Origin of the sequence: Actinomadura sp. 7K534 (genome assembly GCF_004348575.1) — a bacterium.
Taxonomy (GTDB): domain Bacteria; phylum Actinomycetota; class Actinomycetes; order Streptosporangiales; family Streptosporangiaceae; genus Spirillospora; species Spirillospora livida.
In genome coordinates this window covers 15,553-27,382 of the sequence record NZ_SMKB01000089.1, presented here as the reverse complement: position 1 = coordinate 27,382, position 11,830 = coordinate 15,553, and the positions used below count along the sequence as shown (strand labels likewise).

Genomic DNA, 11,830 nt, shown 5'->3' with positions numbered 1-11,830 from the left:
CCCCGGGACCGCGCCGGCCGCCGCCCCGCGAACCGGCCGAGGCCCGGTCCCCGAGGCCCTCGCCCCCCGTACGGGCAAACTCGACCGCGCGGTTCAGCGGACGTCCCTTCAGCCACCGAACACCGGCAGGAGTCAGGACCCGAACGACATATGCCCTGCAAGTCGGCCTACGCCCCCCACCGACCGCTTACGGCCACCCTCCCCAGCGGGTAGCGAGGCTCGATGCCGGACCCGGCATACGGCATGCCGGGCGGCGCGGTCGGTCCGGCCGTGGAGAACCCACGGAACGGGCAGCCGCCGGGACGACATCGATGTCCTGCTCATCGGCCTTCTACGGGAGCGGGCAGCAAGTGCGCACCGCGGTGGTCTCGCCGCGGTGCGCACTCGTAGTCGCCGAAGGTCAGGGCCGCTGGCCGGGCTTGTCCACGACCTTGATGGCGACGCGCACAATGAGACGCTGCAGCGTCCCCGCCTTCACCGTGAACGCGGGCTCGCCTTCGGACTCGAACGTACGGCTCTTGATCGTGATCGCGCGCTCGCCGAGGTAGGCGTAGGTCTGCGGGTCGAGGAGCACTTCCTCGTGCAGCCAGCCGTCCACCGTCAGGCCGAGGCCGATCGCCGCGCGCCCCGCGGCGTCGACCCTGCCCTCGACCGGCGTCACGCCGGGGATCAGCTTGATCGCCCGGAAGATCGCCGCCTCCGTCTCCGCGGAATGGACAGTGTCCCGCAGGAGCGTGACCAGCGTCTGGTAGGCCATGAAGTAGTGGCCCTTGCTCCCGCCGACCTTCCGCAGCAGCACCTTGGGATCACTGGGCAGGGGCTCGTACTTGGCCGCGACGGATGACGACACCGTTTCGTGTCCGGTCTGCGGCTTGCCGTTCTTGTAGGCGGCGAACTGCCTGCCGTCGCCTCGCCGCCACAACTCCCAGGTTTCCGTCTTGTACGGACCGCCCCTGACGAGCCCGGCAGGCTTCGCCGACGAGGTCAGCTTCATCTTCGTGTAGACCCACTTCCGGGGCCCGGGTGCGTCGAGCGACCGGGTCTCGGCGGCCTTGGCGGCCCGGTCGAGGACGTGTGCCGCCTTGGCGGCCGACCCCAGCGAGATGCTCTGCGGCGCCGGCCCGGAAGACTCCGGTGCCTTTTCACCGGCCGGCAGGTCGGCCCGCAGGACGACCCCGCCGACGGCGATCGCCGCCATCGCACCGACGACGGCGAGGCGTACCCCCAGGCCGGGCAGGTGGAACCGGCGGGGTGTCCGCTCCGGCCCTCCCGCGCGCCCACCGTTCCCTGCCCGCGCTGCCGTCTCGGCGTGGAACTCCTCGGGCGGCGTAAGCGTCATGATGTCCTCCGCGAGGTCGCGCGCTGCGGGCCGGCCGGCGAATCCGGCCAGGTTCTCGTCGTGAACGCGGGCCATCGACCGCACCAGGTCGTCGGTGGAGTGCGACTTCATATCAGGGATCTCCGTTCGCTGATGGGACCTGGGGGGCCCATGGCCATGGATTCGGACCGCGCCGAACGCAGCGCACGGGAGAAGCGCTTGCGCGCACGGTGCAACCGGACGCGCGCGGCCCCGGCGGAGCAGCCGAGCACCGCGGCGATGGCGGCGTGGTCCAGCCCCTCCCAGGCGACCAGGCCGAGCAGTTCGCGATCGTCGACCGACAGGTCGCGGAACGCCTCCGCGATGGCCGACGCCTCAACGGGGTCCGCGGCGACCGCGGCGATCTCGTCGCGGAGGTCGTGGCGCAGGCTCGTCGTACGTCGCCGGCGCTGCGCCTCACCACGCCAGTGATTGGCCAGCACCCTGCGCGCGACGCCGTACAGCCACAGGCGCGCCGTGTCACCGGCCGGGATCTCGTCCAGCCGCCGCCACGCGATCGTGAACGTCTCGGCCACCACGTCGGCGGCGTCATCGGGCGACGGGCAGCGGCGCAGCACGTAACCGAGGATCGGCTCGTACGTCGCGGCGTACATCGCCTCGAACCGTGCCTCACGGCCGTCACCCATCGAAGCCCCGATGGTCGGATCTCTCCTGGCGCACGTGGCCCTCCTTGACTGGTGGGGAACACCACGTACGTGTCGAGAGACCCGCCGGTGTTACACCGTGCAGGCGCCCTCGGTCCGCAGCCGCGCGGCTACTGGGCCATGTCGACGAAGCGGCTGTAGTGCCCCTGGAAGGCGACGGTGACGGTGGCGGTCGGGCCGTTCCGGTGCTTGGCCACGATCAGGTCGGCCTCCCCGGCACGCGGCGACTCCTTCTCGTAGGCGTCCTCGCGATGCAGCAGGATGACCATGTCCGCATCCTGCTCGATTGATCCACTTTCGCGGAGGTCGGACACCATGGGCTTCTTGTCCGTTCGCTGCTCGGGACCTCGGTTGAGCTGCGACAGCGCGATGACGGGCACGCCCAGTTCCTTCGCCAGGAGCTTCAGCGAACGGGAGAACTCCGACACCTCGACCTGGCGGCTCTCGACGCGCTTGCCCGAGGTCATCAGCTGCAGGTAGTCGATGATCACCAGGCGCAGGTCGTGCTGCTGCTTGAGCCGCCGGCACTTCGCGCGGATCTCCATCATCGACATGTTGGGGGAGTCGTCGATGAACAGCGGCGCCTCGGCGACCTCGCTCATCCGGCGCGCCAGCCGCGTCCAGTCCTCGTCCTGCATCGTGCCCGACCGCATCGCGTGCAGCGCCACCCGCGCCTCGGCCGACAGCAGCCGCATGGTGATCTCGTTGCGCCCCATCTCCAGACTGAAGAACGCCGACGTCAGCCCATGCTTGATCGAAGCCGCCCGCGCGAAGTCGAGCGCCAGGGTCGAGTTATGGGTCGGGATGCACGACCGTCCCGCCAGATACATGTGGTCGGAATTGTCGACCTGGACGCACCGGACCGGCACGCTCTCGATCGGCCGGACGTCCATGATGTACCGCACCCGCGCCTTCGAGTGGACGATATTGCGCTGCCGCGCCGCCTTGCTCGGCAGCCGGAACACCGTCTCGGCCGGCGTGAAGTTGATCCGGTAGAAGGTCGAGGTCTCCGGAGAGCGCCCCTTGACCGGCTCGGTCGTCATCGTCGCGCGATAGCCGAGGCTGAGGATCAGCTCGTGCGCGTCCTCGGCCAACCGCTTGCAGGCGAACGCCAGCTGCACCTGGCCGATCTCTGAGACATACCCGTCCGTGTCGAGCAACCCGGCCAGCAAGGCCCGCCGCTGCTCCTCAGACGCCCGCAGGTACTCGGCCGGGATGTGCTTGTTGCGCCACAGGCCAAACTCCTTGAGCTTCCTGGCGAGCCCGGGGAGACCGAACCTCCCCGGAGTCCCCCGTCGCGTGACCTTCTGTCCGGTCGCTTCGATGTGGGCGAGGATCTCCTCGTCAAAGCAGGTGATGCCCCCGCCCCCACCGTGTCCGTCCCCTAGCCATGCGCCCAGGACGTATGGATCGATGGGCAGCTCCGCGGCAGGGAGTTGGAACGGCGCAGTCACTTCGACCGCGTGATTGGGGCGGCTGTCGCCATCGCAGCGAACGGTCGCTGCGATCTCCTCGGTCGTCTTGATGGGGCGGTGCTGTGCGGTGGTCGCGGCGTTCTTGGGGCGGACGGCACGATGCAGCAAACCCCGGTAGAGGCTGGTGGCCTCATAGCGAACCTGGCGCGTCGAGATGCTCCGGTCGGCCTCGCCGGCGTGGCCCAGTCGCCGGGTCACCGCGTGGAGCGCATACCGGAACTCCGCTCCGACCTCGTCCACGGCCTGGCGATGCGAAACGAGCTGACGTGGTCGCTCATTGGCCTCCGCCATCGCCCACCGAACTCGGCTGATCGCTTCGTCGGGCCAGTGACAGGCCGTTCGCGTCTCGCTCTGCTGACGGCGACTCGCCCGTGTCGTTGTACGCCACTGGTGCTGGGCGTCGGCGACGATCACCTCGCCGTCCGAGAACTCGATCTCATAGCAGGGCCGGCCGTGCATCACGTCCGTCGCGGCGACGACGCGGGTCGGTCTGCCGTCTGCTCCGATCAGATAATCACCAACGGACACTTCCCCCATCGTGGTCCACCCCGAAGGAGTCGGAAGTGGGACATTCACCCCCAAAGCCTTGCCCATTGCCGGTCTTGCGGCGACTACTACCATCTGTCCGGGATGTAGGCCGTTGGTGAGGGCGTCGAGGTCGGCGAAGCCGGTGGGGCAGCCGACCATCTGGCCGCCGCGGCTGCCGATCGCCTCGATCTCGTCCAGCGCGCCCGGCATGATCTCGCTGAGGGGGACGTAGTCCTCGCCGGCGCGCTTCTCGGCGATGGCGAAGACCTCGGCCTGGGCGCGGTCGAGGACCTCGTCGGCGTCGGCGCCGTCGGCGGCGTAGCCCATCTGGACGATGCGGGTGCCGGTCTCGACCAGCCGGCGGAGGATCGCGCGCTCGTGGACGATGCGCGCGTAGTACCCGGCGTTCGCCGCGGTGGGCACCAGGGAGATCAGGGTGTGCAGGTAGGGGGCGCCGCCGATGCGGCCGATCTCGCCGTTCTTGGTGAGCTCGCCGGCGACGGTGACCGCGTCGGCGGGATCGCCCCGGCCGTAGAGGTCGAGGATGGTGTCGAAGACGATCTGGTGCGCGGGACGGTAGAAGTCCGGTGTGCGCAGGATGTCGACGACCTCGGCGATGGCGTCCGGGGAGAGCAGCATGCCGCCGAGGACGCCCTGTTCAGCGGTGATGTCGTGCGGTGGCGTGCGCTCGAACTCGGGTTCGCTCGGTCCGCCGATTTCGGCAACGCTCACCGTCGCACCCCCTTCATCTCGGTCGCCGGCGGCCCCGTCCGCCCCGTCGGCGACCGTCCGTCCCAGGTCTATCCGAAGCGTCCGACATTCTCGCGAGCACACGCGGCGGCGGGCAAAGCGTCCTGTGGACAAGGTTGTGGAATGCCTGTGCAGACACGCCGCGCAGGTTGTGCACGACCTGTGGAAAACCTTGTGGATTCATCGGGGGAACATCGCCTGGCAGATCGCTGAGCTGCGAAAACTTCATCCACCGGGTGTGCGGAAAAGAAAGTCGGCCGGTCGGCCCTATGTAAGGTGCCAAGTGGATTAGGAAGATTACCGGGCTGCTACCCTCGGCGCGGTGAAGACCTCCCGGCGCCCCTCGGCCGCGCATGACCGCGAGATCCTGCGCCTCGCCGTGCCCGCCTTCGGCGCGCTCGTCGCCGAGCCGCTGTTCCTGCTGACGGACTCGGCGATCGTCGGCCGGCTGGGCACCGAGCCGCTCGGCGGACTCGGGGTCGCCGGGCAGGCGCTGGCCACACTCGTCTACCTGTGCGTCTTCCTCGCCTACGGGACGACGGCCGGGGTGGCCCGGCAGATCGGCGCCGGGGACATGCGGGCGGCGGTCCGGCAGGGCATCGACGGGATGTGGCTCGCGCTGGCCATCGGCGTCGTGCTGATCATGGTCGGCTGGCCGCTGACCCCCGCGATCGTGGACGCGTTCGGCGCCTCCCCGGCCGTCGCCCCCTACGCTGAGACCTACCTCGGCGTGAGCCTCTTCGGCATCCCGTCGATGCTGGTGGTGCTGGCCGGGACGGGCGTGCTGCGCGGCCTGCAGGACACCCGCACGCCGCTGTACGTCTCGATCGGCGGGTTCTCCCTGAACCTCGTGCTCAACGTGCTGTTCGTGCTCGTCCTGGACTGGGGGATCGCGGGCTCTGCCTGGGGCACCGTCATGGCCCAGACCGCGAGCGCCGCCGTATACGTGTGGGTCGTCCTACGGGCGGCGCGGCGGCACGGAGCCCCGGTGCACCCCGACCTCGCCGGGCTGAAGACGGCGGCGACGGCGGGCTTCGGGCTGCTGCTGCGGACGGCGGCGCTGCGCGTCGTCCTGATCGTGGGCACGTCGATCGCGGCCCGCATGGGGGACGCGGAGATCGCCGCGTACCAGGTGGGCTTCCAGGTGTGGACGCTGCTGGCGTTCGCGCTCGACGCCATCGCGATCGCCGGGCAGGCGATCACCGGACGGTACCTGGGCGCGTCCGACCTCGCGGGCACGCGGGCCGTGACGCGCCGGATGGTGTGGTGGGGGATCGTGAGCGGCGTGGTGTTCGCGCTGCTGATCCTGCTGGTCCGGCCGTGGCTGCCCGGCCTGTTCACCTCGGACGGCGGCGTCCACGACCTGCTGTTCGCCTCGCTGCTCATCGTCGCGGTGCTGCAGCCCGTCGCGGGCGTGGTGTTCGTCCTGGACGGCATCCTCATCGGCGCTGGCGACGGCACGTACCTCGCGGCGACGACGCTGCTCGCGACGATCGTCTTCCTGCCCGCCGCCATCGCCGCCTACCGGGCGGAGGCCGGGCTCATCGGGCTCTGGACGGCGATCGGCCTGTGGATGGCGGCCCGCCTGGTCACCCTGGGCCTGCGCGCCCGCGGCGACCGGTGGATGGTCACCGGCGCCGTCCGCTGAGCCGATTTCCCGGAACCGCACCCGTACCACGGGCCACACTCGCTACTATTCGAACATGTGTTCCACGCATGGCGAGCGGATGGCCCGGCTGACGCAGGCGATCGACGACCTGGCGGCCGAGGGCCTCGCCGGACTGCCGCCCGAGACCCTGGTGGAACGCGTCGCGGGCATCTGGTCCCTGGTCGAGGGCATCGACCCCGAGATAGCCCGCCGCCGCACCCGCTACACCACCCCGGAGACGTGAGCCCCGCCGGTCAGCCCATGCCGTCGAAGGACGGCAGGATCGACGTCACCAGCCCACTGGCGGAACCCTTCGCGCCGCCCGAGCCGTTCAGCCGGTCCGCGACCGACCTGCGCAGTTCGGGCAGCCGGGCGTAGAGGACGTCACCGGGGCAGGAGGTCGAGTTGTAGTCGCGGTGCCCGACGATCGCCTCGGCGGGTTCGAGGTTGTACGCCAGGCACAGCCAGGCGCACACCTCCACAAGGGAGTCCCACAGCCGGCGCGGGACCTTCGCGCCCGTGTACGTCCCCTCGTTCTCGATCCCGATGGTGTGCTGGTTGTGGTGCAGGACGTGCGCGCCCACCGCCAGGTTCCTCGCCCGGATGGCCGCCAGGCTCTGGTTGCGCCCCTCCATCACGATGCCGCCGCGGCTGATCGTGAGCTGCTGGCCCGAGTCGTTCCAGCCGTTCCCGTCCATGTGCCACTTCTGGATCTGCCGGGACAGGTCGAACGCGTGGCCGAGCGAGCGGTCCTTGCTGTTCGCCGAGGCCGTGTGGTGCACGACGATGTGGTCGGGCGGCCGATCGAGGATCTCGGCGGCGCGCTTGGGCGACCGCGCGTTCCACTGGGCGCGCGTATACACCTGGGGAGCGTCCGCCCTGAACGGCGGGAGACCGGCCGCCCGCGGCCCCATCGGATGCTCGCTCGCCATGGCCCCGTCCTGCATGGACGTCCCCACCGTCAGCAGGCCCGCCGCCCCGACGACACCGCCGATGAGCGCCCGGCGTGTGATCGGCGGGCCGCACCGTTGCCCGCCGTCCGCGCCCTCCCCCGAATGCGCATGCAGCACATCGACCCCTTTCGTTCCGACTCGATCCGATTACGGAACGTATTGGCCGCTAGTTGATCACCCAAACACAGGGCGGTTCAGGGACGTTTCACATGAAACCCAGAGCGCACCACTCCGCTTTGAACGGGAATTCAGCCGATCTTGCAGCAGAGATTGCCGACTTCTGAACCGCCGACCCCGGTCCACGTCACGCTGCGTGAGGGCACCGCGTCCGGTAGCCGCCGTAGGCGAGTGCCGCCGTCCCGAGCAGGGTCAGGAGGATGCCGGTACCGAGCACGTTGCCCGAATGGGCGATCCACCGGCCGGTGAGCGGGAGCCGGGTGGCGGTGACGCGTTCGGGGTCGCGTCGCCCGTCGTGGTCGACGAAGGTCAGCCTGGTGCGCCCGGCCTCGGCGGGGACGTCGCCGGTCATGCCCTCGCGGTGCGCGCGGAGCGCGGAGAGGGCGGCGCGCCGGGCCGCCTCTTCACCGGCGCGGATCTGGGCCGGGCTCTGCCCGTGGCAGTGCCAGACCGTGCCGCCCTTGGCGGTCCTGACGGAGTCGCAGGTGATGCGGGTGAAGGTCTCCGTCTCCAGGCCCATGGCCCCGGTGCCCACCGAGATCACACCGGCACCGGCCGCGGTGGCCAGCACGCCGGCCGACAGCCATCCGGCCGCGGCGGCCGTCCATCGCCTGGGCTGCATGGCCTCCCCGTTCGCCGCGCGGACGTCCGGTGGAGATCATACGGCGGCCGGATCCGAGGGGCGGACGCGAAACGACCCCCGCGCTCGCGGTGGAGCGCGGGGGTCGTTCGGCGGACGTCGGTCAGGCTTCGACCACGTCGACGTCGATGGTGGCGTTGACGTCGCTGTGGAGCCGGACGCTGACCCGGTGGGTGCCGACCGTCTTGATCGGGTTGCCGATCTCGATGCGGCGGCGGTCCAGGTCGGGGCCGTTGGCGGCGCGGACCGCCTCGGCGATGTCGGCGGCGGTCACGGCGCCGAACAGCCGGCCGCCGGTCCCGGTGCGGGTGCGCAGCGTCACCCGCAGCGCCTTCAGCTGGTCGGCGACCTGCTTGGCGTGCTCGACGGTCGCGATCTCGCGGGCCGAACGCGCCTTCTTGATCGACTCGATCTCCCGCTCGGCGCCGCGGGTCCACCGGATGGCGAAGCCGCGGGGAACGAGGTAGTTGCGGCCGTAGCCGTCGCGGACCTCGATGATGTCCCCGGGTTCACCGAGACCGGAGACCTGCTGGGTCAGGATGAGCTTCATGTTCGTTCCCCCTGCCTCAGCGCGCGGTGCTGGTGTAGGGCAGCAGCGCCATCTCGCGGGCGTTCTTGATCGCCGTGGCGACGTCCCGCTGGTGCTGGGTGCAGTTGCCGGTCACCCGCCGGGCACGGATCTTGCCGCGGTCGGAGATGAACTTCCGCAGCAGGCCCGTGTCCTTGTAGTCGACGTAGGAGATCTTCTCCTGGCAGAAAACGCAAACCTTCTTCTTCGGCTTGCGGGGAGGTGGCTTCGCCATCGTGGTGCTCCTTTGGGAGAGCCCCGCTCACGCGGGAATGGACGTTGATTGGTGATGCTGGTGCGGGACGGCCGGTCAGAACGGCGGGTCGTCGGAGAATCCGCCGCCGCCACCGCCGCCGGTGGCCCAGGGGTCGTCGGCCGGGGCGCCGCCGCCTTGCTGGCCGCCGCCGAAGCCGCCGCCCTGCTGGCCGCCGCCGCCGAAACCGCCGCCGCCTTGCTGGCCGCCGCCACCGCCGCCGCCGAAGCCGCCGCCACCGCCACCCTGCCGCTGGGTCTTGTTGACCTTGGCGGTGGCGCTGCGCAGCGACGGGCCGACCTCGTCGACCTCGATCTCGAAGACGGTGCGCTTCTCACCCTCGCGGGTCTCGTAGGACCGCTGCTTGAGGCGTCCCTGCACGATCACCCGCATGCCGCGCTGCAGGGTCTCGGCCACGTTCTCGGCCGCCTGCCGCCAGACGTTGCAGGTGAGGAACAGGGCCTCGCCGTCCTTCCACTCGCCCGACTGGCGGTCGAAGAACCGCGGGGTCGAGGCGAGGCGGAAGGACGCGACCGCCTGGCCACTCGGGGTGAAGCGGAGATTCGGGTCCTCGACGAGGTTCCCGACCATCGTGATTACGGTGTCGCCTGCCATGGGGCTCGCTCCGGCTGGTGAGAGGGCTGAGCCTGGCTCAGTGGACCTCGGGGCGGATGACCTTGGTACGCAGGATCGACTCGCTCAGGTTGAGCTGCCGGTCGAGCTCCTTGACCGTGGCAGGCTCAGCCGACAGGTCGACCACCGCGTAGATGCCTTCGGACTTCTTCTGGATGTCGTACGCCAGGCGCCGGCGGCCCCAGACGTCGACCTTCTCGACACTGCCGCCGCCGTCCTTGACGACCTTCAGGAACGGGTCGAGCGCGCTGCCCGCGTTGCGCTCGTCGATGGCGGGGTCGAGGATGGTCATGAGTTCGTAACGACGCATGCTGTGTCCCTACCTCCTCTGGACTCAGGCGGTCACGGTCTTTCCGTGACAGGAGGGCTCTTGCGTCCGCCGCGGCGGTGCCTGGACCCGGATCGCCGGGCGCACCTGCCGCTAGACCGATACAGGCTACCAACAGTTGGCAGCGTGCGAGCCGGTTCCGGACGCGCGCACCGTCAGCGCCGCGCCCCCGCGGGGACGTTCCTCGCGCAGCGCCGCCGCTCCAGCTCGGCCATGATGTCGGCCATCTGGGCGCGCATGCGGGCGGTCTGGGTCGTCAGCCGGGACAGCTCCTCCACGAGCTCCGCGTCCCCGATGAGCCCGAGCTCCGCTTTCGTCACCATCGTGCACCTCCTGCTCTCCCCCGCTTCCCCCCGGGGGCCGGACCGAGCCGGTCTTCTCGAATCCATGTTCGACACTACCGGGTCCCGCCGACATTTTCCGGCCGCCCGCGGCGGATTGATCTCGCCCGGACGGGGCATCTCTTCATGGGCATGGTCCGTCCGGTCCCGCGCGCACCGCGTGCCCCTGGCGCGGGACGAGAGTTGAGGAGGGTCCCGATGCCGGAGCAGGCGGCAGGTACCAGTCGGCAGGCCATCGACCGGGAGGGCAGGCCCGAACCCCATCGGCTCCAGGACTGGCTCGCGGTCGCGTCCATCACGATCGGCATCGGCGCGCTCATCATGGGCTGGGTGGAGGCGACCCACCTCCCCGGCGCCATCGCGGGCCTGATCGGCCTGCCGCTCGCGCTGTACTCCCAGATGATCTCCGCGACGACGAACGAGCGGTGGCTCAACATCATCGGGATGGTGGCGTCCTTCCTCGGCCTCAGCTTCGCGCTGAACAACGGCGGCTTCTCGCTCTGACCCGGCGGCCCCGCCGCCGCACGCCGCCGTACGCCCTGGCGTCCGCCCATGCTGTCGGACGGCGGGGCTAGTCTCGTTGCATGCGCATCGGAGCCCATGTCGACCAGACCAACCCGCTCGACAACGCACGCGCGGTGGGCGCGGACGTCGTCCAGTTCTTCCTCGGCGACCCGCAGGGCTGGAAGAAGCCGGTCCTGCCTGAGGGCGTGGAGGCGCTGGAGGGCTCCGGCGTGGACGTCTATGTGCACGCCCCGTACACGATCAATGTGGCGACGTCCAACAACAGGATCCGCATCCCGAGCCGCAAGAACCTCACCCAGCAGCTGGAGGCGGCGGCGTCCATCGGCGCGAAGGCGCTGATCGTGCACGGCGGCCACGTGCTCAAGGACGACGACCCCGAGACCGGCTTCGAGAACTGGCGCAAGGTGTTCGAGCGGGTCGAGTGCCCCATCCCGGTCTACATCGAGAACACCGCCGGCGGCGGGAACGCCATGGCGCGCAAGTTCGACCGGATCGCCCGGCTGTGGGAGGTGCTGTCAGGGGTTCCGGGGCTGGAGTCCAAGCTCGGCTTCTGCCTCGACACCTGCCACGCGCACGCGGCGGGGGAGGAACTCGTGGACGCCGTCGACCGGATCAAGGCCATTACCGGCCGCATCGACCTGGTGCACTGCAACGACAGCCGCGACGCGTTCGGGTCGGGGGCCGACCGGCACGCCAACCTGGGCAACGGGAAGATCGACCCCGAGTCGATCCTGGCCGTTGTGCGGGCCGCGGGGGCGCCGGTGGTGGTGGAAACGCCTGCCGAGGGCCAAGCGGAAGACATTTCCTGGTTGCGTTCCAAGCTCTGACGACGCAGAGTCGGGGAGGTCCGCGGGGGACGGGAACCCGGGACGGCGGCGCGACATCTAACCCCCCGTAGACCCAGATAAGCCCGCTTCGACCAGCAGGACGACAAAAACCCCAAGGTCCCGCCACACTGGCATAATCCGGAACCCAGCCCCAGCGCACGC

Annotated in this window: 14 protein-coding genes; 4 read left to right on the top strand and 10 right to left on the bottom strand. The window is 70.2% G+C overall.

Annotated elements, in window-relative coordinates; all coding sequences use genetic code 11:
* Positions 1–400: 400 nt before the first annotated feature.
* The 3 genes from E1266_RS18890 to dnaB all read right to left on the bottom strand — a co-directional run bounded on the left by E1266_RS18890 (position 401) and on the right by dnaB (position 4,757).
* Positions 401–1,450, bottom strand: a complete 1,050-nt coding sequence (locus E1266_RS18890) for a CU044_5270 family protein (protein WP_132048715.1) — start codon at positions 1,448–1,450, stop codon at positions 401–403.
* Positions 1,447–2,004 (bottom strand): sigma-70 family RNA polymerase sigma factor, encoded by a 558-nt coding sequence (locus E1266_RS18885; protein WP_132048713.1) that lies wholly within the window; start codon positions 2,002–2,004, stop codon positions 1,447–1,449. Before E1266_RS18885 ends, E1266_RS18890 begins: the two co-directional genes overlap by 4 nt.
* 128 nt (positions 2,005–2,132) lie before the next feature.
* Positions 2,133–4,757 (bottom strand): replicative DNA helicase, encoded by a 2,625-nt coding sequence (dnaB, locus tag E1266_RS18880; protein ID WP_132048711.1) that lies wholly within the window; start codon positions 4,755–4,757, stop codon positions 2,133–2,135.
* Between the two features lie 340 nt (positions 4,758–5,097).
* Here dnaB and E1266_RS18875 point away from each other — a divergent pair, with 340 nt between their 5' ends.
* The gene (locus tag E1266_RS18875) at positions 5,098–6,423 is read left to right on the top strand and encodes an MATE family efflux transporter (RefSeq protein WP_132048709.1); all 1,326 of its coding nucleotides are present in this window, start codon (positions 5,098–5,100) and stop codon (positions 6,421–6,423) included.
* A 55-nt stretch (positions 6,424–6,478) separates the two neighbouring features.
* On the top strand, positions 6,479–6,667 hold the full coding sequence (locus E1266_RS18870) for a hypothetical protein (protein ID WP_052357975.1): 189 nt from the start codon (positions 6,479–6,481) through the stop codon (positions 6,665–6,667).
* A gap of 10 nt (positions 6,668–6,677) precedes the next feature.
* Here the strand turns inward: E1266_RS18870 and E1266_RS18865 are convergent, their stop codons facing one another.
* The 7 genes from E1266_RS18865 to E1266_RS38060 all read right to left on the bottom strand — a co-directional run bounded on the left by E1266_RS18865 (position 6,678) and on the right by E1266_RS38060 (position 10,298).
* A complete protein-coding gene (locus tag E1266_RS18865) occupies positions 6,678–7,337 on the bottom strand; it encodes a peptidoglycan recognition family protein (protein WP_243718578.1) in 660 nt (219 codons plus the stop codon).
* Positions 7,338–7,680: 343 nt separating this feature from the next.
* Entirely contained in the window at positions 7,681–8,175 is a 495-nt protein-coding gene (locus tag E1266_RS18860; RefSeq protein WP_132048707.1) for a hypothetical protein, read from the bottom strand.
* A 121-nt stretch (positions 8,176–8,296) separates the two neighbouring features.
* Positions 8,297–8,743: a 50S ribosomal protein L9 gene (gene rplI / locus E1266_RS18855; RefSeq protein WP_132048705.1), complete on the bottom strand. Its 447-nt coding sequence runs from the start codon at positions 8,741–8,743 to the stop codon at positions 8,297–8,299.
* 16 nt (positions 8,744–8,759) lie between these two features.
* Positions 8,760–8,996, bottom strand: coding sequence for a 30S ribosomal protein S18 (gene rpsR / locus E1266_RS18850; protein WP_019631633.1), 237 nt, complete (start codon positions 8,994–8,996; stop codon positions 8,760–8,762).
* A gap of 75 nt (positions 8,997–9,071) precedes the next feature.
* Positions 9,072–9,629 carry a single-stranded DNA-binding protein gene (locus E1266_RS18845; protein ID WP_132048703.1) on the bottom strand — a complete coding sequence of 186 codons (558 nt, stop codon included), beginning with the start codon at positions 9,627–9,629 and terminating at the stop codon, positions 9,072–9,074.
* A 37-nt stretch (positions 9,630–9,666) separates the two neighbouring features.
* Positions 9,667–9,957, bottom strand: coding sequence for a 30S ribosomal protein S6 (rpsF, locus tag E1266_RS18840; RefSeq protein WP_131954080.1), 291 nt, complete (start codon positions 9,955–9,957; stop codon positions 9,667–9,669).
* Positions 9,958–10,130: 173 nt separating this feature from the next.
* Positions 10,131–10,298: a hypothetical protein gene (locus tag E1266_RS38060; protein WP_165966127.1), complete on the bottom strand. Its 168-nt coding sequence runs from the start codon at positions 10,296–10,298 to the stop codon at positions 10,131–10,133.
* A gap of 216 nt (positions 10,299–10,514) precedes the next feature.
* On the opposite strand from E1266_RS38060, the gene E1266_RS18835 reads away from it, so the two are divergent.
* Positions 10,515–10,820 carry a hypothetical protein gene (locus tag E1266_RS18835; RefSeq protein WP_132048701.1) on the top strand — a complete coding sequence of 102 codons (306 nt, stop codon included), beginning with the start codon at positions 10,515–10,517 and terminating at the stop codon, positions 10,818–10,820.
* Between the two features lie 80 nt (positions 10,821–10,900).
* Positions 10,901–11,668 (top strand): deoxyribonuclease IV, encoded by a 768-nt coding sequence (locus tag E1266_RS18830; protein ID WP_132048699.1) that lies wholly within the window; start codon positions 10,901–10,903, stop codon positions 11,666–11,668.
* The last annotated feature ends 162 nt before the right edge of the window (positions 11,669–11,830 follow it).

Excerpts from the sequence above, each read along its gene's own strand:
- E1266_RS18865 (WP_243718578.1), bottom strand. The coding sequence starts at position 7,337 with ATGGGGCCGCGGGCGGCCGGTCTCCCGCCGTTCAGGGCGGACGCTCCC.
- rpsR (WP_019631633.1), bottom strand. The coding sequence starts at position 8,996 with ATGGCGAAGCCACCTCCCCGCAAGCCGAAGAAGAAGGTTTGCGTTTTC.
- E1266_RS18890 (WP_132048715.1), bottom strand. The coding sequence starts at position 1,450 with ATGAAGTCGCACTCCACCGACGACCTGGTGCGGTCGATGGCCCGCGTT.
- rpsF (WP_131954080.1), bottom strand. The coding sequence starts at position 9,957 with ATGCGTCGTTACGAACTCATGACCATCCTCGACCCCGCCATCGACGAG.
- E1266_RS18835 (WP_132048701.1), top strand. The coding sequence starts at position 10,515 with ATGCCGGAGCAGGCGGCAGGTACCAGTCGGCAGGCCATCGACCGGGAG.
- E1266_RS18885 (WP_132048713.1), bottom strand. The coding sequence starts at position 2,004 with ATGGGTGACGGCCGTGAGGCACGGTTCGAGGCGATGTACGCCGCGACG.
- E1266_RS38060 (WP_165966127.1), bottom strand. The coding sequence starts at position 10,298 with ATGGTGACGAAAGCGGAGCTCGGGCTCATCGGGGACGCGGAGCTCGTG.
- E1266_RS18860 (WP_132048707.1), bottom strand. The coding sequence starts at position 8,175 with ATGCAGCCCAGGCGATGGACGGCCGCCGCGGCCGGATGGCTGTCGGCC.
- E1266_RS18870 (WP_052357975.1), top strand. The coding sequence starts at position 6,479 with ATGTGTTCCACGCATGGCGAGCGGATGGCCCGGCTGACGCAGGCGATC.
- rplI (WP_132048705.1), bottom strand. The coding sequence starts at position 8,743 with ATGAAGCTCATCCTGACCCAGCAGGTCTCCGGTCTCGGTGAACCCGGG.
- E1266_RS18830 (WP_132048699.1), top strand. The coding sequence starts at position 10,901 with ATGCGCATCGGAGCCCATGTCGACCAGACCAACCCGCTCGACAACGCA.
- E1266_RS18845 (WP_132048703.1), bottom strand. The coding sequence starts at position 9,629 with ATGGCAGGCGACACCGTAATCACGATGGTCGGGAACCTCGTCGAGGAC.